Source organism: Gilliamella sp. GillExp13 (assembly GCF_001690815.1).
GTDB classification, from domain to species: Bacteria; Pseudomonadota; Gammaproteobacteria; order Enterobacterales; family Orbaceae; genus Gilliamella; species Gilliamella bombi.
Map to the genome: position 1 here is coordinate 1 of NZ_LZHJ01000140.1, position 25,315 is coordinate 25,315.

20 protein-coding genes and 1 rRNA gene are annotated in these 25,315 nt (G+C 36.6%); 13 read left to right on the forward strand and 8 right to left on the reverse strand.

All coding sequences use genetic code 11. From position 1 onward, the window contains the following. Both A9G37_RS09905 and murI read right to left on the reverse strand, forming a co-directional pair. Positions 1–75 (reverse strand): 16S ribosomal RNA (locus tag A9G37_RS09905); the annotation flags it as partial. A 387-nt stretch (positions 76–462) separates the two neighbouring features. Further along, positions 463–1,281, reverse strand: coding sequence for a glutamate racemase (murI, locus tag A9G37_RS09910; protein WP_065575396.1), 819 nt, complete (start codon positions 1,279–1,281; stop codon positions 463–465). 213 nt (positions 1,282–1,494) lie between these two features. Here murI and metK point away from each other — a divergent pair, with 213 nt between their 5' ends. The 4 genes from metK to A9G37_RS09930 all read left to right on the forward strand — a co-directional run bounded on the left by metK (position 1,495) and on the right by A9G37_RS09930 (position 4,604). Beyond that, a complete protein-coding gene (gene metK / locus A9G37_RS09915; RefSeq protein ID WP_065575397.1) occupies positions 1,495–2,646 on the forward strand; it encodes a methionine adenosyltransferase in 1,152 nt (383 codons plus the stop codon). Then, positions 2,627–3,133 (forward strand): SprT family zinc-dependent metalloprotease, encoded by a 507-nt coding sequence (locus A9G37_RS09920; protein WP_065575398.1) that lies wholly within the window; start codon positions 2,627–2,629, stop codon positions 3,131–3,133. The genes metK and A9G37_RS09920 overlap by 20 nt, the downstream gene beginning before the upstream one ends. Before the next feature lie 131 nt (positions 3,134–3,264). Continuing rightward, the gene (locus tag A9G37_RS09925) at positions 3,265–3,765 is read left to right on the forward strand and encodes a hypothetical protein (protein WP_141671170.1); all 501 of its coding nucleotides are present in this window, start codon (positions 3,265–3,267) and stop codon (positions 3,763–3,765) included. Further along, positions 3,759–4,604 (forward strand): 23S rRNA (adenine(2030)-N(6))-methyltransferase RlmJ, encoded by an 846-nt coding sequence (locus A9G37_RS09930; RefSeq protein WP_065575399.1) that lies wholly within the window; start codon positions 3,759–3,761, stop codon positions 4,602–4,604. Before A9G37_RS09925 ends, A9G37_RS09930 begins: the two co-directional genes overlap by 7 nt. A 79-nt stretch (positions 4,605–4,683) precedes the next feature. On the opposite strand, the gene A9G37_RS09935 is transcribed toward A9G37_RS09930, so the two are convergent. The 6 genes from A9G37_RS09935 to parE form a co-directional block, all read right to left on the reverse strand. Continuing rightward, on the reverse strand, positions 4,684–5,994 hold the full coding sequence (locus A9G37_RS09935; protein WP_034913348.1) for an NCS2 family permease: 1,311 nt from the start codon (positions 5,992–5,994) through the stop codon (positions 4,684–4,686). A gap of 200 nt (positions 5,995–6,194) precedes the next feature. Continuing rightward, positions 6,195–7,769 (reverse strand): TerC family protein, encoded by a 1,575-nt coding sequence (locus A9G37_RS09940; protein WP_065575400.1) that lies wholly within the window; start codon positions 7,767–7,769, stop codon positions 6,195–6,197. Positions 7,770–7,911: 142 nt separating this feature from the next. Then, positions 7,912–9,354 carry a TrkH family potassium uptake protein gene (locus A9G37_RS09945; RefSeq protein ID WP_065575407.1) on the reverse strand — a complete coding sequence of 481 codons (1,443 nt, stop codon included), beginning with the start codon at positions 9,352–9,354 and terminating at the stop codon, positions 7,912–7,914. Positions 9,355–9,368: 14 nt separating this feature from the next. Next, the gene (gene djlA / locus A9G37_RS09950; RefSeq protein WP_065561194.1) at positions 9,369–10,214 is read right to left on the reverse strand and encodes a co-chaperone DjlA; all 846 of its coding nucleotides are present in this window, start codon (positions 10,212–10,214) and stop codon (positions 9,369–9,371) included. Between the two features lies 1 nt (position 10,215). Next, positions 10,216–12,444 (reverse strand): DNA topoisomerase IV subunit A, encoded by a 2,229-nt coding sequence (parC, locus tag A9G37_RS09955; RefSeq protein WP_065575401.1) that lies wholly within the window; start codon positions 12,442–12,444, stop codon positions 10,216–10,218. Between the two features lie 27 nt (positions 12,445–12,471). Then, positions 12,472–14,361, reverse strand: a complete 1,890-nt coding sequence (gene parE, locus A9G37_RS09960) for a DNA topoisomerase IV subunit B (protein WP_065575402.1) — start codon at positions 14,359–14,361, stop codon at positions 12,472–12,474. A 530-nt stretch (positions 14,362–14,891) separates the two neighbouring features. On the opposite strand from parE, the gene A9G37_RS09965 reads away from it, so the two are divergent. From A9G37_RS09965 to tuf, 9 genes are all read left to right on the forward strand, one after another. Beyond that, positions 14,892–16,022 carry a hypothetical protein gene (locus A9G37_RS09965; RefSeq protein ID WP_065575403.1) on the forward strand — a complete coding sequence of 377 codons (1,131 nt, stop codon included), beginning with the start codon at positions 14,892–14,894 and terminating at the stop codon, positions 16,020–16,022. Then, entirely contained in the window at positions 16,019–16,453 is a 435-nt protein-coding gene (locus tag A9G37_RS09970) for a hypothetical protein (protein WP_065575404.1), read from the forward strand. The genes A9G37_RS09965 and A9G37_RS09970 overlap by 4 nt, the downstream gene beginning before the upstream one ends. Before the next feature lie 230 nt (positions 16,454–16,683). Further along, positions 16,684–19,137, forward strand: coding sequence for a DMSO/selenate family reductase complex A subunit (locus A9G37_RS09975; RefSeq protein WP_081297725.1), 2,454 nt, complete (start codon positions 16,684–16,686; stop codon positions 19,135–19,137). 21 nt (positions 19,138–19,158) lie between these two features. Beyond that, positions 19,159–19,773, forward strand: coding sequence for a DMSO/selenate family reductase complex B subunit (locus A9G37_RS09980; protein WP_034913369.1), 615 nt, complete (start codon positions 19,159–19,161; stop codon positions 19,771–19,773). Further along, positions 19,770–20,615, forward strand: a complete 846-nt coding sequence (locus tag A9G37_RS09985) for a dimethyl sulfoxide reductase anchor subunit family protein (protein ID WP_065575405.1) — start codon at positions 19,770–19,772, stop codon at positions 20,613–20,615. Before A9G37_RS09980 ends, A9G37_RS09985 begins: the two co-directional genes overlap by 4 nt. A gap of 300 nt (positions 20,616–20,915) precedes the next feature. Next, positions 20,916–21,290: a 30S ribosomal protein S12 gene (rpsL, locus tag A9G37_RS09990; RefSeq protein ID WP_034883792.1), complete on the forward strand. Its 375-nt coding sequence runs from the start codon at positions 20,916–20,918 to the stop codon at positions 21,288–21,290. Positions 21,291–21,389: 99 nt separating this feature from the next. Beyond that, positions 21,390–21,860, forward strand: a complete 471-nt coding sequence (gene rpsG, locus A9G37_RS09995) for a 30S ribosomal protein S7 (RefSeq protein ID WP_034915550.1) — start codon at positions 21,390–21,392, stop codon at positions 21,858–21,860. A gap of 113 nt (positions 21,861–21,973) precedes the next feature. Further along, the gene (gene fusA / locus A9G37_RS10000; protein WP_065575406.1) at positions 21,974–24,076 is read left to right on the forward strand and encodes an elongation factor G; all 2,103 of its coding nucleotides are present in this window, start codon (positions 21,974–21,976) and stop codon (positions 24,074–24,076) included. 68 nt (positions 24,077–24,144) lie between these two features. Next, on the forward strand, positions 24,145–25,315 hold a 1,171-nt coding region (gene tuf, locus A9G37_RS10005), incomplete at its 3' end, for an elongation factor Tu (protein ID WP_065574927.1).

Sequence of the window (25,315 nt, forward strand, 5' to 3'; positions counted from 1 at the left end):
ATGTTACCGTTCGACTTGCATGTGTTAAGCCTGCCGCCAGCGTTCAATCTGAGCCATGATCAAACTCTTCAATTTAAAGTTTGATGCTCAATAACTGTCTCTGACATATTCAAATGAATCTTCAGTGTCACTTATCAAGACTTAATTTTTTAGTCCGTAGACTTTAATTTTTCGTCTCGCAAGTGCCCACACAGATTGTCTGTTTCTTATTTTTAAAGAGCTGACAGCTTATGTTCCTTATTAACTTTTCGTTGACTTAGTTCGCTGTCTCAAGGGTTGCGTATACTACGCTAACCTTTTTTATTCGTCAAGATTTTTTTTAAAATTTTTGTTCTCACTTAATCACTAACTTTCCGTCTGCTTGTCGCTGACTGCGTGTCAGTGGGTGCGCATTATAGGGGCTTCTTTTTTTTTAGCAAGCAAAAAAGATAAAATAGCCATCTGGTCGCGCAAGTTTTAATCTTACTGAACTTTAATGTTTTGATATTTATTTAGATTGTAATCAGATAATTTTTTAATCAAATTTTCTACAGGCTGAGTATAAACTGTGCTTAATACAATATTTTCGGACGCAGAAGGAATTATTTGGTCCAGATTATATTTATCATTTAGTAAATTACAGACTCTTGTCGCAATCGCATAACCTGAATCTATTAGGCTCGCCTGAGGAAAAAGCGTCTGTAATTCTGTCTTAATAAAAGGATAATGCGTACAACCTAGTACTATTGTATCAGGGATTGTTTGTAACCCAAGCCAAGGTTGCATTAGTTCTTTTAACTGTTTCATATCTACATTAATGCCTTGTAATTTATTTTCGGCTATAAGTGCTAATTCCGATAAACCTAACATTTTAACAGTACAATGCGAAGCAAATTGCTGTATTAAATCGGTTATATAAGTTCTTTCAACTGTTGCCTTTGTTGCTAATAATCCTATACATTTATTTTTAGTAAGTAAGCTAGCTGGTTTAATCGCTGGTACAACACCAATAATAAGGAAAGAAAATTTAGCGCGCAAACTAGGTAAACAAATAGTACTAGCTGTATTACAAGCAATAACTGCTAAATCAATTGGATAAAATTTAGTAACAGCCTCAATGACAGAGTTCACTCTATTAATTAAAAACTCTGATGATTTATCACCATAAGGGAACATCTCATTATCGAATACATAGATATAGTGTGCATTAGGTAGTTTATTGTAAATTTCATTATAAACAGATAAACCACCAATACCTGAATCAAATATTAACACTGAAGGAGATTGTTTTACGATATTCATTTTAGCTATAGGATATTAAATAATAAATTAGAAACGCGTCATATCGTAAATTGATTAAAAATTAATGCAAGTATTTTACCCAAGCTAATGTTGCATTTAGTTCCATAAATTATAAACTAGACGTCTAGACGGTAAAACTGCTAAAATGAATACTTACTAAAGCTAAATATTATATTTCGAATATTGTGCAAGAATAAGTTAAGAGGGTATTCTATGTCAGAGTTTCTATTTACTTCAGAATCTGTTTCAGAAGGTCATCCAGATAAAATTGCCGATCAGATATCTGATGCTGTACTTGATGCAATTTTAAAACAAGATCCGAAAGCGCGTGTTGCTTGCGAAACATATGTAAAAACTGGTATGGCCTTAGTTGGCGGTGAAATCACTACTTCAGCTTGGGTAGACATTGAAGAATTAACTCGAAAAACAATTAATGATATTGGATATACCAGTTCAGAAATGGGATTTGATGCAAATTCATGTGCGGTGCTTAATGCTATTGGTAAACAATCTCCGGATATCAATCAAGGAGTTGATCGAAACGATCCTCTAGAGCAAGGTGCTGGTGACCAAGGTATTATGTTTGGTTATGCTACCAATGAAATGCCAAATCTAATGCCTGCTGCTATAAGCTATGCTCATGACTTAATGCGCCGCCAAGCAGAAGTTAGAAAAAATGGTAAACTTCCTTGGTTAAGACCTGATGCAAAAAGCCAAGTAACATTAATTTACCAAGACGGTCGGATAAAAGGTGTTGATACAATCGTTCTATCAACTCAGCATTCAGAAGGTATTGAGCAAAAAGCATTACATGAAGCCGTCATGGAAGAAATCATTAAACCGACATTACCAGCCGAATGGTTAACACCTAGAACAAAATACTTTATTAATCCAACTGGACGTTTTGTTATTGGTGGCCCTATGGGAGACTGTGGACTAACTGGACGCAAAATCATTGTCGATACGTACGGTGGAGCAGCTCGTCATGGTGGTGGTGCCTTTTCTGGAAAAGATCCTTCAAAAGTTGACCGCTCAGCAGCTTATGCCGCACGCTATGTTGCAAAGAATATTGTTGCTGCAGGACTTGCTGACAGATGTGAATTACAAATATCTTATGCAATTGGTATTGCCAATCCTACATCAATCTATGTCAATACTTTCGGCACAGAAAAAATCCATCACGATAAAATTGTATCGCTTATTAAAGAATTCTTTGATTTAAGACCTTATGGATTGATCCAAATGCTTGAGCTAATTCAACCGATCTATCAACAAACTGCAAGTTACGGTCATTTTGGTCGAGATATATTCCCTTGGGAAAAAACTGATAAAGCGGCACTACTACATGATGCAGCAGGACTATAAACGCATACCAATTTATTTACATAATCAAACTATGGCTTGTTTAAGAACTCACTTAATGCAAGCCAATCAACGTCTACATTCCCAATATAAAGAGCCTAAGATCATTTATAAACCCAAAGGCAGTATTGCTGGTAGTGCCTTTTTAACACGTTGGGAAATTCAACTTAATTCGATTATGTTGCTAGATAATGGTACTCAATTTATTGAGGAAGTTGTGCCTCACGAATTAGCACATCTCATTGTCTTTAAAGAGTTTGGCAAAGTAAAACCACATGGTAAAGAATGGCAATATATTATGTCAGAAATATTAGGAAAAATCCCTGCAACAACTCACCGTTTTCCTATTCAACGCAATACTTATTTATACTACTGCAGTTGTCAACAACATCAATTAACCTCAATAAGACACAACAAAATTCAAAATAATAAAACTAGTTATTTATGTCGTAAATGCGGTACTATACTCAAACTTAAAAGTGCCATTTAGTACTAAGATATTATATGTGTAAGTTAGATTTTCATTTTTACAAAAGTTCGTTATTAATTCTCACTCTTGGCATTATCCTATATATTACGGGAAATTGGTTCATACCTTTATACAATGGAATGACGGTTGTAGTGATTGAACATATTCAATCTCTCTTCTTATTATTTATGTGCTGTTATACCTATTATTATGCAAAACGAGTATCTGAACATTCTGAGCTTTATAGATTTTGGATTTGGACAATTTTCTGGTGGTTTATGCTTTTTGGTCGAGGAATTAGTTGGGGAAGAGACTTTTTCCCTGAGGTACCTCGTTTCTATTATAAAATCATTGCGAGTATATTAATAGCGATCCCAATACTAAGTATATTTTTACCCACCATTCGCCCAGAAATTGCTCGTCGCTACAAATACGAAAAAATACCATTTTGGCATATATTCTTTGCTTTTTTATTCTTAGGTATAGCTGATATTGCTGAACATCGCCGTATTGGACATGAATTTTTAGTTATAACAAAAGAGCGAAAAGATCTCATTGAAGAATTAATGGAAATTCCTTGTCTTCTTTGTTTATCCTTAATAACCTTTTATATGCAAAAAAATGAAAAAAAGAGAGTAGATTCCCTATGCTAAGCTACCGCCACAGTTACCATGCAGGAAATCATGCAGATGTATTAAAACATATTGTTTTAACATTATGTATTGAATCATTAAAGGAAAAAGAAAAGCCTTTTTTATATTTAGATACACACTCGGGGGCTGGACGATATCTATTAAGAAGTGAGCATGCAGAAAAAACGGGTGAATATTTATCAGGAATTAATTTACTATGGCAACAATCTAATATTCCTGAATTGCTTAATACATACATATCGGTACTAAGACGCTATAATCCTTTTGAGGAAATAAAATATTATCCTGGTTCACCATTAATTGCGAAGCAATTATTACGTGAACAAGACAAGCTCAACCTTACAGAGTTACACCCAACTGATTACCCTTTATTAAAACAAGAATTTAGTAAAGATAAACGAACAAAAGTTTTACGTGAAGATGGATTTTCCCAATTAAAATCAAAGTTACCTCCACTATCTCGTCGTGGAATAATATTGATTGATCCTTCTTATGAAATTAAAGACGATTATCAAAAAATCCCTGCAGCATTATTTGAAGCATATAAACGTTTTGCAACAGGTGTTTACTTAATTTGGTATCCTGTGGTATCTCGTACACAAACTCAAAAAATGATTGATAATATTGTTAACTTAGGCATAAAACGAATTTCACAATTTGAGCTGGCAATAAAGCCTGATAATAACCAAAAAGGCATGACAGCATCAGGGATGATAGTAATTAACCCACCATGGAAATTACACGAACAAATGCATACAATTTTGCCATGGCTAAAAACAACACTAGACGTTGGAAAAACAGGAAATTTCATCATTAGAGAGCTAGCTAAGTGGAGTTGATCCTTTATATTAACCATAAGTATCCAATGTGTTAATTTCTTAAAAAATCTTCCCATCGTAAGTAACGATGGGGAGATTTTTAATGATGATCAATAAAAATAAATTTTAAAGCAAATAGTAAAGCAAAAATTATTACACAAAGATTTAATTGTTTAAATTTGCCAGTAAAGGTTTTTAACACTACATAAGAGATAAAACCTAGTGCAACCCCTTCAGTAATTGCAAAGGCAAATGGCATCATAATTGCTGTAATAAAAGCGGGTGTTGCCTCTGTTAAGTCAGACCAGTTAACTTTAACTAGGCTGGAAACCATTAAGATCCCAACAAAGATAAGTGCGCCTGATGTTGCATAGGTAGGTACTAAATGTGCCAGTGGCGAGAAAAAGGCTACCAATAAGAATAACAGTCCAACTACTACTGCGGTTAATCCTGTTCGACCGCCCACAGAGATACCTGCGGAACTTTCAATATAAGTTAACACTGATGATGTACCAAATAATCCACCCAAAGAGGAGCTAAAACTATCAATTAACAGCGCTTGGCGCATTTTGGGGAATCGACCTTTTTCGTCACTAATTCCTGCTTTATCTGTTAGTGCTAAAATAGTGCCTGATGAGTCGAATAAGCTGACAATCATTATTGAAAAAATAACGCCCATGATACCGATATTAAGCGAACCTGCTAAATCTACATGACCAACAACACTAGTTACACTTGGTGGCATAGATATAATACCTTGGTAAGTGATATTTGGATCGAGCCATAGTGCTAATAAAGTTACAACTAAAATTGAAATTAATACTGCTGCATGAAAGTTACGAGCCGCTAAAATAACAATGATGAAAAAACCTAGTGATCCTAATAGGACTTTAAGCGATAAGATATTTCCCATAGTTAATAGTGTGGAAGGAGAAGCGACTACAATGCCCATATTTTGAAATCCCATAAAAGCAATAAATAGTCCAATACCTGCACTAATACCTACACGCAAACATTGTGGAATATGTTCAATTAACCAGTGACGAACTTTAAATAGTGATAACGCAAAAAAGATTAAAGAACCCCAAAATATCGCTCCCATACCAATTTGCCAAGAATAGCCCATTGCCCCACATATGCCATAGGCAAAAAAGACATTAAGCCCCATGGCAGGTGCTAATGCAATTGGTAAATTGGCAAATAGCCCCATTAAAATGGTAGCAAAGGCTGTTACGATACAAGTTAGAACAAAAACAGCAGAAGTATCCATACCTGTTGCTGATAAGATGGAAGGATTCACGAAGATGATATAAACCATTGTTAAAAAGGTAGTACAACCAGCGATAATTTCAGTACCGATAGTTGTTTTTTTCTCTTTCAATTGAAAGGTTTTTTCGAATATTGACTTCATAAGTTTAGGCCTAATTTAGATTGATAAGTAAGAGTAAAAGTTTATAAACAGTTTTACCTATTTTTTTACTAAAGGGGAAAAATAAAAAAGATGAGGAATATTTACTCCGCACCTTCAAATAAACAAAAATTTTTCAGCGTCAATTATTGCTAGTTATTTATTTTGGTCAAGCGTTATTCTAGTTATTTCTCTTTGCTGTATTATAATGCTACAGAATCAGGTTTATTTAACGTGATTTTTACTTTAAGAATCCTATGACTTTCTATTTCAGCTACTTCAAATAAATAATCGCCAATTTGCAAGGTTTCACCAACATTGAGTAAATGTTGAGCTTTTTCCATTAATAACCCTGCTAGGGTATGATATTCACGTTTATCATCAATCGGTATTGGTACAAAACGGACTAGCTCTTCAACTGGAATATAACCATTAGCAATCCAGCTATTATCATCTAGACATTGAATATCATGTTTAGCATCAATTTCCTCTTCTTCTGTTGGGAAATCGCCAGCAATGGTTTCGATAATATCCGTTACCGAAACAACCCCTTGCATTGAACCAAATTCATCAACCACAAAAGCAAAATGAGTTTTGGCCTTTTTAAATTGTTCTAATGCAACCAGTAACGATACGGTTTCTGGAAAGATTAAAGGTTGTTTGATTAGTGAGTGTATATCGATCGGTGCTTTGCTTTGTAGCACATCTTTTAAAAGGTCATTAACTTGGATAAAGCCTAAAGGCTCATCAATTGAGTCATTATCAGTGACAACTAAACGAGAATGGGGATTATCAAAGATTTCTTTTATTATAACATCACGATCGTCATTAATATTGATCATATCAACATCAAGTCGAGATGTCATAATGCTACTGACCGAACGCTGTGCAAGTCCAAGTACTCGTTCAACCATGCTGAGTTCTTGATGATTAAACACTGATACTTTTTTATTAGCATCGGATACGATATCAATATTATGAGTATCGGGATCTTCCTCAGCATCACCTTTTAGTAGATGTAAAATAGCTTCGGCAGTTCGTTCTCGTAGCGGTTTTTTATTTAATGCTTTACGGCGATTTAATATGGCTAATTGATTAAAAAATTCAATCATGATTGAGAAACCGATCGCCGCATATAAGTAACCTTTTGGAATAATAAAATCAAAACCTTCGGCAACAAGGCTAAATCCTATCATTAATAAGAAGCTCAAACATAGGATCACAATGGTTGGATGGGCGTTGACAAAATTAGCCAATGGTTTGCTTGCAACCATCATAATGCCTATTGCTATACAAACGGCAATAATCATCACTGGGATATGTTCGACCATTCCAACAGCTGTAATGACAGAATCAAGCGAGAACACAGCATCAAGTACAACTATTTGAGCAACGACAGTCCAGAAGTGGGATGTCTTTTTAGGTTTACCATCCTCATTTGATGTGCCTTCAAGGCGTTCATTGAGCTCCATGGTAGCTTTAAATAGCAAGAATATACCACCAATTAGCATAATTAGTTGTCGGGCATTAAAACTGATCTCGGATATCGAAAATAGCGGTGTAGTGAGTGTGACTAACCAACCCGTAAACATTAATAATAAAATTCGAGTGATTAATGCAAAAGCAAGACCAGTAACGCGGGCTTTATCTCGTTGTTGGGGTGGAAGTTTCTCGGCAAGAATGGCTATAAAAACAATATTATCAATGCCAAGGACGATTTCAAGTACAACCAGAGTGGATAAGCCAATCCAGATTGTAGGATCCATGATCCATTCCATATGTCAGGTGATTACCTCTAATAAATACAGCACATGCTGCGTTGTAATTCTGTCTGTAATTGAGCAAATAATCAATAAAATATTTATAAAAATTGCATATCTTGTTAAAAACTTTCAGGTAACTATGTGTTTCAGTATAAATTTAGCTTTTCCAAAATGTTGGTGTGAATAAAACTAGTAAGGTAAATATTTCTAATCGCCCAAATAACATGTCAACCACCATTACCCATTTTACTATATCACTGACACTAGCAAAATTATCACTTACACTACCAAGACCGACCCCTAAATTGTTCAGTGATGATGCTACTATATAAAAAGAATTAGTGGCATCAATGCCTGTTGCCATAATAATAAATAAGCTAACTAAAAAGACCAACGTATATGCAGAAAAGAATCCCCAAATCGCTTCGATTATGCGTTCAGAAACCACGCGATTATTTAATTTTAAAGTATAAATAGCGTTAGGATGAATAAGGCGCTTTAGTTCACGTGAGCCTTGCATAAACAAAATTAACACACGAACCACTTTTAAACCGCCACCCGTTGATCCCGCACAACCACCAATAAATGAAGCACACAATAAAAAGATTGGTAATGATGATGGCCATGTGTTGATATCATCGACACTAAAGCCTGCTGTTGATGATATAGATACCACTTGTAAAATAATTTTATCAATGCTCAGGCGGTGTGGTTTATAGAAATAAATAACAATTGTGCAGATAGCAACTAGTATCAGTAGAATAAATATAAATGTTCTGAACTCTTGATCACGCCAGTACTCTTTAATCGAAAAGCCACTTAGTGCGGCAAAATGGAGCGCAAAATTACAGCCGGATAAAATCAAAAAGAGGGTGACGATGTAATTGATTACTGGACTGTTAAAATAGGCTAAATTATCATCATGGGTTGAAAACCCTCCCATTGATATCGTGGAGAAACTATGTGACACAGCATCAAATACATTCATACCAGCCAGCCAGAGACAAATAGCACAAAGCGTTGTTAGCAAAATATAAATTGACCAAAGTGTTTTAGCTGTTTCAGCAATACGTGGACGCATTTTACTGTCTTTTTGCGGACCGGGAATTTCGGCACGATAAAGTTGCATTCCCCCTACCCCCAGTAATGGTAAGATAGCAACAGCTAGCACGATAATCCCCATCCCTCCAAGCCACTGCAATAATTGGCGATAGAAAAGTAAAGCTTTAGGTAGATGATCTAACTTAACAATTGTGGTGGCACCTGTTGTGGTTAAGCTTGAAAATGATTCAAAAAATGCAGTATTTAAATTTAAATTAATATGTGTATCAAAAATAAAAGGAAAAGCGCCAATTGATCCTAGAACAACCCAAAATAGTACGACGATAAAAAAGCCTTCACGTGTGCTCAGCTCGTGGCGATGATTACGATTAGGAAACCATAGTGCAATTCCTAAAATTAAGGCAACAAAAAAAGAGCGAACGAAAATTGCACCAGCCCCATCGCGATAGATTAATGCAACAAGTGCTGGTAATAACATGAATATCGATAATAGGGATACTAATAAACCGATAATTCGTAAAATTGATCGCCAATGCATCATGATGATAGTCTCTACTTAAATCCACGTGATGCTTTGATAAGATCATAGGCCGCTTGAATCTCTTGTGCACGTTTTTTGGCGGCTTCAAGCATCTCTTTCGGTAAGCCTTTCGATACTAACTTATCAGGATGATGCTCATTCATTAATTTACGATAAGCTCTTTTTATTTCTGAGATTTCAGCTGTAGCTGCAACACCTAAAATTTTGTAAGCATTTTGTAGGTCGGATTGTGGTGAGCGACCTTGATAATTTCCATAATTATTACTGCGTTGGTATTGGCCTCGTTGTCCGTGTTGGTTACTATAGCCATTTTGACGGAAGTGATAACTTCCCATCATCATTTGGATATATATTGCCATTTGTTGACGTGGAATATTAAATTCTTCAGCCACAATAAATAAAATTTGTTGTTCTTTTTCGTCTAAAACGCCATCAACTAATGCGGCTTGGATCAATTGCTCACAAAAAATATTTAACACATTACGTCGAAAACGATATTGTGCGTATAGCTCAGCCAAACGAGATCTTAGTGGGTAGTTACTTGCTTTACCATTATTAAATGAATCTTGTGCTAGTTTTCGGCCGTTTCGGTCAAGTTGTAATCTATCCATAAATTGACTGGCAAGATTAATATCATCTTGTGTGACGACCCCTTTAGCTTTACTTAAGTGACCTAGAACTTCAAAAACAACAGTTAAATAAAGTGTTGGATTTGCTTGTGTTCTTTGTTCGGTCAATTTATTACAAAACGTACGGTAAAGCATTGGCCCAACAAAAAGCCCAAGAATAAATCCCCATCCTGTTTTTAATACAGTGCTCAAAACAAAGCCTGCAATTATTGCCCAGATAAAAGACATATTATTCGTTCACCTCTATTTTATCTATCTTTTGTAAACCTCTCGGTAATGGTGTACCTTTTCGTGCTCGCTCTGCCTTAAATTTTTGTAAATCAGCAGGATATAATGTAAGTTTGCGTTTACCAACATATAACGTTATTGAAGTGTCTTGTGTAATTAATAGAGTATAAGCAAGGCAGTCATCAGCACCTGAAAGTGATACAATTTTATTTCCTTTACCTTTAGCAAGTTCAGGTAAATCTTTTACAGGAAATATGAGCATTCGTCCTGCTTTGGTAATTGATAGTAGTAAACTATCTTCAGATGTGATTTCAATTGGTGGTAATATTTTAGATTCTTTAGGCAAATTAATAATTGCTTTACCATTACGATTGCGAGCAACCAAATCACTAAATTGACCAATAAATCCATAACCAGCACTTGAAGCAAGTAATAATTTTTGGTTATCATTTTGAGACATGAGCACATGTTCAACTGTTGCACCAGCGGGTAGTGCTAATTTACCAGTTAATGGTTCGCCTTGACTTCGTGCTGATGGTAACGTGTTTGGTTCTATAGCATAACTACGTCCCGTTGAATCGATGAAAATAACAGGTTGATTACTTTTGCCTTTGGCGGCAGCTTTAAAACTATCACCGGATTTATAACTTAAACCAGTAGGATCAATATCATGACCTTTTGCTGTTCTTACCCAACCCATTTCAGATAAAACGACAGTAACAGGTTCAGATGGTGTTAACTCTTGTTCACTAATAGCTTTAGCTTCACTACGTTCAACAATTGGAGAACGACGGTCATCGCCATATTTTTCAGCATCCTCTTTTAGCTCTTTTTTAATTAAATTACTCAATTTTTTAGGCGAAGCTAACAAAGCTTGCAGATGATCACGCTCTTTTGCAAGCTCACTTTGTTCGCCTTTAATGCGCATCTCTTCAAGTTTGGCTAAGTGGCGGAGTTTTAACTCTAAAATCGCTTCGGCTTGTATTTCAGTTAAGGCAAAACGATTAATTAATTCTTGTTTAGGTTCATCTTCGTGACGAATAATTTCGATAACTTCATCAATATTTAAAAAAGCAATTAATAAGCCATCGAGAATATGGAGTCGTTTTAATATTTTATCTAAACGGTAATTTAAACGTCGAGTGACGGTATTTTTTCGATACTCTAACCATTCAGTTAGAATTTCAACTAAGCCTTTTACTGATGGGCGATTATCAAGCCCAATCATATTCATATTAACCCGATAACTTTTTTCGAGATCGGTTGTGGCAAATAGATGATTCATCACTTGCTCTAAATCTACTCGATTTGAACGTGGCACAATAACCAGACGAGTTGGATTTTCGTGATCAGACTCATCACGTAAATCTTCAATTAAAGGTAGTTTTTTGGCTCGCATCTGAGAAGCTATTTGTTCTAAGATTTTAGCACCCGAAACTTGATGAGGCAGATCTGTAATTACAATATCACCTTCTTCTTTCTTCCAAACAGCACGCATACGGATTGAACCACGCCCCGTTTTATAGATTTTCGCTATGTCTTCTGGTGAAGTAATAATTTCAGCTTCTGTTGGGAAATCGGGGCCTTGTATGTGAGCCATTACTTCGTTGATCGTCGCATTGGGGTTATCAGCAAGCATAATTGCCGCATTCGCGACTTCACGGAGGTTATGAGGCGGTATATCAGTTGCCATGCCGACCGCGATACCTGTTGTACCATTTAATAAAATGTTGGGTAATCTAGCCGGTAACATTTTAGGTTCTTGTAAAGTACCATCAAAGTTAGGCGTATAATCAACCGTTCCTTGTCCTAGTTCACCTAATAGTAGTTCGGCATATTTTGACAAACGTGATTCAGTGTAACGCATAGCGGCGAATGATTTAGGATCATCAGGAGCCCCCCAGTTACCTTGCCCATCAACTAATGGATAGCGATATGAAAATGGTTGCGCCATGAGCACCATCGCTTCATAACAGGCACTATCACCATGAGGATGATATTTACCAAGCACATCCCCGACGGTACGCGCAGATTTTTTAAATTTGGCTTGTGCGTTAAGTCCTAATTCAGACATAGCATAAACAATGCGTCGTTGCACTGGTTTTAAGCCATCTCCAATAAATGGCAAGGCACGATCCATAATGACATACATTGAGTAGTTTAAATAGGCACTTTCGGTAAAAGTGCGTAACGACTGGATTTCTACTCCGTCATGAGTTATCTCACTCATTATTGTTCCTCTAAATCATTCTGTTTGTTAGACATCAAGTTCAACTTGATCGCCTTTTTCTTGTAACCATTCGCGGCGATCTTCTGAGCGCTTTTTAGCAAGTAGCATATCCATTAATGCCATCGTTTGCTCAGCATCATCAAGCGAAAGCTGCACTAAACGACGCGTATTGGGATCCATTGTTGTTTCGCGTAGTTGTAGTGGATTCATTTCACCTAGACCTTTAAAGCGCTGCACATTGGGTTTGCCTTTTTTACGTTTAAGCTGTTCTAAAATGCCTTCTTTTTCTTCTTCATCTAGGGCGTAATGAACTTCTTTTCCTAAATCGATGCGGTAAAGCGGCGGCATAGCAACAAAGACATGCCCATGTTCAACCATGGTACGAAAGTGCCGAACAAATAAAGCACAAAGTAATGTTGCAATATGTAGTCCATCTGAGTCGGCATCGGCTAAAATACAGATTTTACCATAACGTAATTGGCTTAAATCATCGCTATCTGGATCGATACCGATAGCAACAGAAATATCATGGATTTCTTGTGAGCCGAGTACTTCATCGGACGAGACTTCCCATGTGTTTAAGATTTTGCCTTTAAGAGGCATAATGGCTTGATATTCACGATCTCGCGCTTGTTTAGCCGAACCTCCTGCAGAATCGCCTTCCACTAAAAAAAGTTCAGTACGACTTAAGTCTTGTGATGAGCAATCGGCCAATTTACCTGGTAATGCTGGACCACTGGTTAATTTCTTTCGAATGACTTTTTTGGACGCTTTTAAGCGTTTTTGTGCACTTGAAATTACCATTTCAGCTAGTAATTCGGCTATTTGTACATTTTGATTCAACCAAAGACTAAATGCATCTTTCACAATAGCCGAAACAAATGCTGCACTTTGGCGCGATGATAAGCGTTCTTTAGTTTGACCCGCAAACTGAGGCTCTTGCATTTTGACTGAAATAACATAGGCACAGCGTTCCCATATATCATCGGCGGTTAATTTTAATCCTCGTGGTAACAAATTGCGAAACTCACAAAACTCACGCATTGCGTCTAATAATCCTTGACGTAAACCATTAACATGGGTACCGCCTTGTACGGTTGGGATTAAGTTAACGTAACTTTCAGTTAATAATTCTCCACCTTCTGGCATCCAAAGCAGTGCCCATTCTACGGCTTCTGTTTCGCCAGTATGATTACCTGTAAAAGGCGTTTCAGGTAAAAGAGAGTAACCGCTGACAGATTCCATTAGATAATCTTTTAGGCCATCTTCATAACACCAACGTTGTTCGGTATTATTGATGTCATCTTTAAAAATAATTTCAAGACTAGGACAAAGCACCGCTTTAGCTTTTAGTAGATGTGATAAGCGTGGGACAGAAAATCTAGGCGAATCAAAATATTTTTCGTCAGGCCAAAAATGAACTTTGGTACCTGTATTACGACGACCACAAGTGCCCGTAATATGCAGATCTTCAACTTTATTACCGTTTTCAAAAGCTATTTCGTACACTTGTCCATCACGATGAACTGTAACTTCAACACGTTTTGATAATGCATTGACTACCGAAATACCTACACCGTGTAAACCACCTGAAAATTGGTAATTTTTGTTCGAGAACTTTCCGCCAGCATGTAAACGACAAAGCAATAATTCAATCGCGGGTACACCTTCTTCAGGGTGAATATCAATCGGCATTCCTCGCCCATCGTCGATAACTTCTAGTGAATTATCTTGAAAAAGAGTAACCTTAACTTTACGAGCATGACCTGCGATAGCTTCATCAACACTGTTATCAATGACTTCTTGCCCTAAATGGTTTGGTCGGCTTGTGTCAGTGTACATTCCAGGTCGATGACGAACTGGATCAAGCCCTTTTAAGACTTCAATATCAACGGCATTATAAGTAGATTGCGACATAGTTTTTCTATTTATTCGAATAAATGACAGCTATTATACCAATCTTTGTTCAATAAGACCAAGGTCAATGGTGAAGGGGCTTGATTTGCAATGCTAAACTGTATTTATCATAATAAATTAATCATAATGATTAAGATGGAAACTTATTGAGAGTAAATCGTTGGCACTGTCCTTTAATTGATTTTTATACCTAAAATCTCTATATGCAAATAAATTCATAATGTATTTTTAATTGTGAATTACGGTTGATAATTTAATACTTAGAGCAAGTGTTGTATTTATTTTTCGTTTTACATTGTCAATATAGTTTATAACAAAATCAACACTCTTAACAAATATTAATAAAAGTTAATGTTTTTTATCTTTAAATAAAATTATTTTTTGTTTAAAATTAAAGCAACGCCCTCTTTATGGGCGATATTTTACACATTAATACTACTGAAACACCATTAATTAATGGTCAATAATAACTCAACTATTTAATTTTTTTAAAATAATCATAAGTTCACAAAATAGAATAGGTAGGTATAATGTCGATTAATCATACTTTTCAACAACCAAAAAATTTAATTTCTCTAAGATCATTGCTTTTTAATTGTCAGTCACAGCTATTTTATACTCCATGTAAACGCCTTCTCTCATTTCTGAAATTTTTTTCTTTACGTTTAACTCTATTTACTTGTATTTATCTTCTTTTACCTGCTAATAACTCAATCGCTTTATCGGCAACGACCAATAAAGTAATACAGGGTAGTGCACCATATTTAACGTTTGATGGTGGAGCGACCAAGGTAACGAGTATTGAAGGATTATTAGGCATCAATTTACCAAATAGTAGCTATATACCATCAGGTATAAATAGCGCTCTTTACCCAAATGCAAAGGTGGATACCTCAAGTACAGATAACCCAATAGAAATGCCAAATATAACCGACACTTTCGCTGATATTCAAACCATAGTGCCTGTTTCAAATTATCCTGAAGTTTCGTTAACTAATTTGGTTAATGCGCCATATAATTATGGTCGAGATGATGACGGGAATGGTAGCATCAGTGCAACTGGTCAATTAACGATTAAATGGCAAGACAAAAATGGTAAAGATATTACTAATGAGGTAAAAAAACAACCAAATAAGCCATTAAATATTTGTAATTCACCTTATAAACTAACATTAACAGCAACGAATGCTAGGTTATGGACAACGTACGGTATACCACACGAAAGTCGATTCACTGGGGCTAGTCACTCATATTACATCAAACCAAATATTGATAAACCTTTAGTGTGTTATGCTCAACCTAATTTAAACTATGGTGAGAACGAATATGCTGGTCCAGAGGAACAATGGGATCCAAATCATGGATTTAAAGTACAAGACCTTGGCAATGCATCAAAGAATTTCCCTACAACTGGAGCAAATAATTTATATTTTAAATTAATACTTGAAGGTATGACAGCAAGGCAAATGATTGCTATTAATGGTAATAAAGTAAATCCAGTATTAGGTAAGGGGATTACGCTATCATTGTCAGCTGAAAATAATGCATTAGAGGGTAATATTGTTCGGATAACCTTAAAAGGACCAACACAGAATTCGATAAATAAAACGTTTCACCCAGCAAGATTTGAACTTTATAGTGATAAAGCAAAAAAAACTTGATTTATCAATTTAAAATAGAGCATTGGTTTATCGTAAAATCAGGGGATACAAGTCAAAATTTCAATAATGCGCTTTCGTTTTGTAAAAATCTTTCTTCACCACAAACGTATTTTGTCCCTGAAGTACAAGATTATACAAACGCAAATGGTTTTGGTTGGAACTTTGGGGTGCCAGGACAAGGCAATACGTATCAACGCAGAATTAGTTATTGGAATTCTTCTAATAATAAATGGGTTGGAGGATTGTTTAATGAATGGGGAATTATTTATGATTATCGTGATGCAGGTTGGGATTTTGGCGACTATTGGGTAATTAATGAATCTCAGGGTAAAAGATATAATGTTTTCGCTCAATTTGGTGATGTAGATTTTCTATTCAATCACCCTTCTAGTGACAGGGTTGCTTGTTTTACTTGGATGAGTGACTTTTAGAAAACACTGGATTATTTACACTTTATGGTTAGAATAACCTGTTAAAAACTCATAAAGCGTTTTCCTCGAAATCGCTTTATGGGATTTAATCTTATTATAATTCTAACAGCTATCTATTTAATCATCGTTTCATTCGATTCTTATTAATTTAAACAGTTTTCGTTTTTAGTTTGTTTATTTCTTTTTTAGTATTATTATCAACAAATCCCATATTTATATCAGGGAATAATGTGAGTAAACTACAAAATAAAATAACCCGACGTAATTTTTTACAAAAATCATTAACTATAGCAGGTGTATCTGTACTAACGAATAATATACAATTGCCTTTTGTCTATGCAGAGCCAAACACCAATGCTAGAAGTAAGATAATCCTTACTAATTCCACAGATGAAGAAAAGATTGTTTATAGTGCTTGTTTAGTAAACTGTGGTAGCCGTTGTCCTTTAAAAGTTCATGTCAAAAACGATATTATTACTAAAATATCATCAGAAGATGGGATTAATGATTCCGTTTTTGGCTTGCATCAAATTCGCCCTTGTCTTCGTGGTAGATCTGTTCGTTGGCGAACTTATGATCCTGAACGTTTAAAGTATCCTATGCTACGCATTGGTAAACGTGGTGAAGGTAAATTTAAACGAATTTCATGGGATCAAGCCATTAGTCTACTAGCCAATAAACTTAAATATACCATTAATCAGTATGGCAATGAGGCAATTTATTACCAATATGGTTCAGGTACAACAGGAGCTAATCTTTCTGGGCGTAATGCATGTAAGCATTTTTTAAGTACAATTGGTGGTTTTTTAAATTATCATGGCGATTATTCGAGTGGGCAAATTTCAGCTATTCGCCCTTATATTTTTGGTAATGCTAAGGATTCTTTACTTGATCAGATAAAGCACTCTGATTTAGTTGTGATGTTTGGACATAACATTGCCGAGACCCGAATGTCGGGTGGAGGGCAAGTTACAGAGCTTTTTCATGCATTAGAACAAAGTAATGCACGGATGATTATAATTGATCCCCGTCGCAGCGAAAGTGTGGTGGCGTATAACGCTGAGTGGATCCCGATTATTCCCGGTACCGATGCTGCGTTAGTTGCTGCTATTGGTTATGCTTTACTTGAAGAAGATCGTATTGACGATGCAATGCTCAATCAATATTGTGTCGGTTGGAACACGGACTCATTGCCTGACAGTGCACCACCTTTTAGTGATTTTAAATCTTATATTCTCGGATTGGGTAACGATAGAACGCCTAAAACTCCAGAATGGGCAGCGAAAAAGACAGGTATTCCTGCGGCACAAATTCGTAAGCTAGCACTGGATATTGTTAATGCTAAAGCTGCATGGATTTCTCAAGGTTATGGTGTACAGCGCTGGCAAAATGGCGAACATACCGCACGTGCGATTATGATGCTACCTATTATTACAGGACAATTTGGTAAACCCGGTACCAATATTGGGACGTGGGGAGGGAGTGTTATTTATCCTATACCTAGTTTTAACCTTCCAAATCCTGTTAAAACCAGTATTCCTTTCTTTCTATGGACGAAGGCAATTGAAGATGGGCCAAGTATGACAGCTAGAAATTCTTATCTTAAAGGTAAGGAGAAGTTGGATGTAGGTATTAAATTTATCTGGAATTATGCTGGTAATGTAATTGGCAATCAACATTCAGATCTAAATCGTACTCACCAAATTTTACAAGATGAATCAAAATGTGAATTTATTCTTGTTTGGGATACGCATATGACTGCATCAGCCAAATATGCTGATTTATTGCTGCCTGATGTTTCATCAGTTGAAAATAATGATTTGATTAATAACTCTTATTCATCTGGTGCGTATAGTTATTTAATTCGTATGCAACGTACAATTAAGCCACTTTGGGAAAACCGTGCAGCTTATGATGTATTAACCGATCTTTCTGAAAAGCTAGGCGTAAAAGATAAATTTACTGAAGGTCGCTCTCAAGATGAATGGATAGAATATTGTTATGAGCAATTACGAAAAAATGAACCTAATTTACCTCCTTTTGCTGATACCGATGGTATGGGAGTAATTGAGCGTAGACTTGCCGATAGTGATACACAAATTGGTTTAAAAGCTTTTAGAGATGATCCGATTAAAAACCCATTAAACACGCCGTCGGGAAAAATAGAAATCTATTCAGAGACATTAGCTAATATTGCCAACAAATGGGAGCTTGATGCAGAGGATGTTTTGTACCCAATTCCGGCATATTTGCCTGCTATCGAAGGGAGCGAAGATAAACCCAAACGCCAAAAATTCCCGTTGCAACTTATCGGGTTTCATACTAAAGGGCAATGCCATTCCTCTTATAGTAATTTACCGCAATTGCGTGAAGCTGTTGCTAACAGCCTTTGGATTAATCCATTCGATGCCGAGCAAAGGCAGATTAAGCATGGGCAATTGGTTGAAGTTTATAACGATCGTGGTCGTTTGTATATTCCAGCTAAAGTCACGCCACGTATATTACCAGGAGTGATTGCGATTCCGCAAGGAATGTGGGCAAAAACCAATTCTATAGGGATTGATATTGGCGGATGTATTAATCGGTTAACATCATTGCGCCCAACAGTACTAGCAAAATCGAATCCACAGCATACCAATCTGGTTGAAGTTAAACCATTATCGGTTGCAGGATTAACATCGTAAATTAAAGAGTGGATAATAAAAATGCAATATGGATTTTATATTGATTCTTCAAAATGTACCGGTTGCAAAACCTGCCAACTCAGTTGTAAAGACGAGAAAGACAATGCTTTAGGTGTTCATTTTCGCCGTGTTTATGAATATGGTGGAGGTACTTGGCAGTTGGTTGATGGTATGTGGCAAAACGATACCTTTGCCTATTATTTATCTATCTCGTGTAATCATTGTGAAGAACCAACTTGTGTACAAGGTTGCCCAACAGGTGCGATGCATAAACGAAAGCAAGATGGTTTAGTGGTTGTTAATCAAGATGTTTGTATTGGTTGTCGATATTGCGAAATGCGTTGTCCTTATGGAGCACCGCAATTTGATCATCAAAAGAAAGTCATGTCAAAATGTGATGGCTGTTATGAACGTGTAGCCGAAGGTTTAAAACCAGTATGCGTTGAATCTTGCCCTCAGCGTGCGTTAGATTTTGACGAAATTGAAAAACTACGTCACCGTTATGGTGATGAATGCAATATTGCACCACTACCAAGTTCACAGCTGACTAAACCTAATATTGTGATAAAACCACATGCACATGCCAAAGCTTCTGGTGATACCTTAGGTAAAGTTCTTAATCCTGAGGAGTTATGAGTTATATGCATGAATTACCATTAGTATTTTTCACGGTACTCGGTCAATTATCTGCTGGGATGGTATTGATTGGTGGCATATCATCTTTAAGCCATTATTCATACAGTTTAATTAAGATAAATACAATGAATATGGCTGCTCTGATTGTAATGGCTGTTGCAATGCTTATTGCTTCGCTACATTTAGGTCATCCTTTTCGGGCTCTTAATGTTATTTGGGGTATTGGTCGTTCGCCGATGAGCAATGAGATTTTTTCCTTTGGTCTCTTGTTTGGAATAACATTAGTATGTGTATTACTAACTTATTTTTCTTATCATAATGATGGTAAAAAATGGCTATTGGTCAACTCACTTTGTCAACGTATATATCAAATCCCCAATTTTTCTAAAATATTATCTTTATCGCTGATCTTTTTTAGTTTAATTTTTGTTTGGATGATTGCTCTTACTTATATGCTGCCAACGGTTAAAACCTGGAATACCTATTACACAGCCATTCAGATGTATACCTCTATGCTAGTGTTAGGAGGAATTGTTGCAATAGTTTTTGGGATATATCGAATTGGCATAATTTCTTTCTTTACTGGTGTAATATCGATTCTGTTATTAAAAATTCCTTATATTAATTTAATGACCTCAGTATCACCTGAACTTACCTCAAAACAATATATTTGGATGCTAATTCAATGCCTATTATTAGTACTTGCACTTGTTTTAGTTATTGTAAATATTTATCGATCTAAGCAATCAACAATAATTTACTCTATTGCTTTTATTATTGTTTTAGTTGCCGAGTTATGTGGGAGAATTGCGTTTTATAATTTATGGACTATTCAAATGTAAAATTAATAACATTTTAATGTTTTTAATAACAATAAAAACACACTATACAATAGGGACTATTGATCTTTTAACAAAAAATAAACAGATATACTAGTGTCTTTCTATAAAATAACGACTATCCTCTATAAATAATTAATACCAAGATCAAGCACTTATTGATAGCAAAAACTTGACATTATCTCCCCTGGGGTCTAGAATCTTGCGACCCAAAACTTATACACATAGGTTTTGGTCTACAGTTATTAATTACGTATCTAAAAAGCAATTTTAAATTTATTTTAATTAATCAGGAGCTTATTAATGGCAACAATTAATCAGCTGGTACGCAAACCAAGAGCACTAAAGGAAGCAAAAAGCAACGTTCCTGCCCTTGAAGCATGCCCGCAAAAACGCGGTGTTTGTACTCGTGTTTACACAACTACACCGAAAAAACCAAACTCAGCATTACGTAAAGTATGTCGTGTACGTTTAACCAACGGTTTTGAAGTTACTTCTTATATCGGTGGTGAAGGTCATAACCTACAAGAGCATAGTGTAATTTTAATCCGTGGTGGTCGTGTTAAAGACTTACCAGGTGTTCGTTACCACACTGTTCGCGGTGCATTAGACTGCGCAGGTGTTAAAGATCGCAAACAAAGCCGTTCTAAATACGGTGTTAAACGACCTAAAGCTTAATGGAACTCCGTTAAGTAAGGCCAAACTATATAATTCCATTTAACTCATTTGAGTTTTGGGTAAACCTGAAAATTTATAACATATAAACGGAGTATTCCAATGCCACGTCGTCATGTTGTCGGTCAAAGAAAAATTCTTCCTGATCCGAAGTTCGGTTCAGAGTTACTGGCGAAATTTGTAAATATTTTAATGATAGATGGTAAAAAATCTATCGCAGAATCAATCGTATATTCAGCTCTTGATAAATTAGCTGAGCGTAGTGGAAAAGACCACTTAGCAGCTTTTGAAGTTGCACTAGATAACGTAAGACCAACTGTAGAAGTTAAGTCTCGTCGCGTTGGTGGTTCTACATACCAAGTTCCTGTTGAAGTGCGTCCAGTTCGTCGTAACGCACTTGCAATGCGTTGGATTGTAGATGCTGCACGTAAACGTGGCGATAAATCAATGGCTTTACGCCTAGCGAATGAACTTATGGATGCTTTTGAAAACAAAGGTACCGCTGTGAAAAAACGCGAAGATGTTCATCGTATGGCTGAAGCTAATAGAGCGTTTGCACACTATCGTTGGTAATATTCGCACTTATAATTGTATAAGTGACTTGAATTAAGACTGATAGCCCTTATCTGCTATCGGTCACCAAAATGATGTTTTATTAAGCAAACGATTCTAAACAGAGGATTAATATGGCTCGTACAACCCCTATAGCACGCTACCGTAACATCGGTATCAGTGCACATATTGACGCAGGTAAAACAACAACGACTGAACGTATTTTGTTTTATACTGGCGTTAGTCACAAAATTGGTGAAGTTCATGATGGCGCAGCTACCATGGACTGGATGGAACAAGAACAAGAACGTGGTATTACTATCACATCTGCGGCAACAACAGCTTTCTGGTCTGGTATGGGTCAACAATTTGAACCACACCGTATCAACATCATCGACACCCCGGGACACGTTGACTTCACAATCGAAGTTGAACGTTCTATGCGTGTTCTTGATGGTGCAGTAATGGTTTACTGTGCGGTTGGTGGTGTTCAACCTCAATCAGAAACTGTATGGCGTCAAGCAAACAAATATAAAGTTCCACGTATTGCATTTGTCAACAAAATGGACCGTATGGGAGCTAACTTCTTACGTGTTGTTGATCAAATCAAAACTCGTTTAGCAGCGGTTCCAGTTCCTTTGGTTTTACCAATCGGTGCTGAAGAAGGATTTACTGGTGTTGTTGATTTACTTAAGCGTAAAGCAATTAACTGGAATGATGCTGATCAAGGCGTAACATTTACTTATGAAGATGTGCCAGCTGATATGGTTGACCAAGTTGAAGAATGGCGTTCATTCTTAATGGAAACTGCAGCTGAAGCAAGCGAAGAGTTAATGGAAAAATACCTTGGTGGTGAAGAGTTAACTGAACAAGAAGTGAAAACAGCATTACGCGAACGCGTACTTGCCAACGAAATCATCTTAGTAACTTGTGGTAGTGCCTTTAAAAACAAAGGTGTGCAATTCATGCTTGATGCGGTTATTGAATATTTACCAGCACCAACTGATGTACCAGCAATCAACGGTGAATTACCAAATGGTGAAGCTGCTGAACGTCACTCAAGTGATGATGAACCATTCTCATCATTAGCGTTCAAAATTGCAACAGACCCATTTGTTGGTAACTTAACATTCTTCCGTGTTTACTCTGGTGTTGTTAACTCTGGTGATACTGTTCTTAACTCTGTAAAAGATAAAAAAGAACGTTTTGGTCGTATCGTTCAGATGCACGCTAACAAACGTGAAGAAATTAAAGAAGTTCGCGCAGGGGACATTGCTGCAGCAATCGGTCTTAAAGATGTCACAACTGGTGATACACTTTGTGCTGAAAGCGCACCAATTATTCTTGAAAGAATGGAATTCCCAGAACCCGTAATTTCGGTTGCTGTTGAACCAAAAACTAAAGCTGACCAAGAAAAAATGGGCCTTGCTTTGGGTCGACTAGCACAAGAAGACCCTTCATTCCGTGTTCACACTGATGAAGAATCTGGTCAAACTATTATTTCTGGTATGGGCGAACTTCACTTAGAAATCATCGTTGACCGTATGAAACGTGAATTTAAAGTGGAAGCAAATGTTGGTAAACCACAAGTTGCTTACCGTGAAACAATTCGCAATGAAGTAGAACAAGAAGGTAAATTTGTTCGTCAGTCTGGTGGTCGTGGTCAATACGGTCATGTATGGTTAAAAATCAAACCATTGGAAGCTGGTGGCGAAGGCTACAAATTCAACAACGAAATCGTTGGTGGTGTGGTTCCTAAAGAATATATCCCTGCGGTTGATAAAGGCTGTCAAGAACAAATGAAAAACGGTGTTCTTGCTGGTTACCCAATTGTTGATGTTGAAGTCACTATCTTTGATGGTTCTTACCATGATGTTGACTCATCAGAAATGGCATTTAAAATTGCTGGTTCAATGGCATTTAAAGATGGCTTCATGAAAGCTAAACCTGTGCTTTTAGAACCAATTATGAAAGTCGAAGTTGAAACTCCAGAAGATTATATGGGTGATGTTATCGGTGACTTAAACCGTCGTCGTGGTATGATCGAAGGAATGGAAGATACTGCAACAGGTAAAACTGTTAAAGCACAAGTTCCACTTTCAGAAATGTTTGGTTATGCAACAGACCTTCGTTCACAAACTCAAGGTCGTGCTTCTTACTCAATGGAGTTCTTGAAGTACAATGAAGCACCAACAAATATTGCAACCGCAATTATTGAAGCTCGTAAAGCGAAATAATTTTATCTAAATAAAGTAACACTTCCCTTAATTACTTAAGGGAAGTGATTTAATAAAGGAACATTAAGATGTCTAAAGAAAAATTTGAACGTACAAAACCCCACGTTAACGTTGGTACAATCGGCCACGTTGACCACGGTAAAACAACTTTAACTGCTGCAATTACAGCTGTACTTGCTAAAAAATACGGCGGTCAAGCTCGTGCATTCGATCAAATCGATAACGCACCAGAAGAAAAAGCACGTGGTATTACCATCAACACTTCACACGTTGAATACGATACACCAACTCGTCACTACGCACACGTAGACTGCCCAGGCCATGCTGACTATGTTAAAAACATGATCACTGGTGCGGCACAAATGGACGGTGCTATCTTAGTAGTAGCAGCAACAGATGGTCCTATGCCACAAACTCGTGAACACATCCTTTTAGGTCGTCAAGTAGGTGTTCCTTACATCATCGTATTCTTAAATAAATGTGATATGGTTGATGACGAAGAATTATTAGAATTAGTTGAAATGGAAGTACGTGAACTTCTATCTCAATATGATTTCCCAGGTGATGATACACCAGTCATTCGTGGTTCTGCGCTTAAAGCGTTAGAAGGCGATGCAGCATGGGAAGACAAAATTGTTGAATTAGCAGAAGCATTAGATAGCTATATTCCAGAGCCAGAGCGTGATATCGACAAACCATTCCTATTACCAATTGAAGACGTATTCTCAATTTCAGGACGTGGTACAGTAGTAACTGGTCGTGTTGAACGCGGTGTAATCAAAGTTGGTGAAGAAGTTGAAATTGTTGGTATCAAGCCAACCACTAAAACAACTTGTACTGGTGTTGAAATGTTCCGTAAATTACTTGACGAAGGTCGTGCAGGTGAAAACGTTGGTGTATTACTACGTGGTACAAAACGTGAAGAAATCGAACGTGGTCAAGTACTTGCAAAACCAGGTTCAATCACTCCACATACTGATTTTGAATCAGAAGTGTATATTTTAAGCAAAGATGAAGGTGGTCGTCACACTCCATTCTTCAAAGGTTACCGTCCACAGTTCTACTTCCGTACAACTGACGTAACAGGTACTATCGAATTACCAGAAGGTGTAGAAATGGTAATGCCTGGAGATAACATCAAAATGACAGTATCATTAATTCACCCAATCGCAATGGCAGACGGCTTACGTTTTGCGATTCGTGAAGGTGGTCGTACTGTTGGTGCGGGTGTTGTTGCTA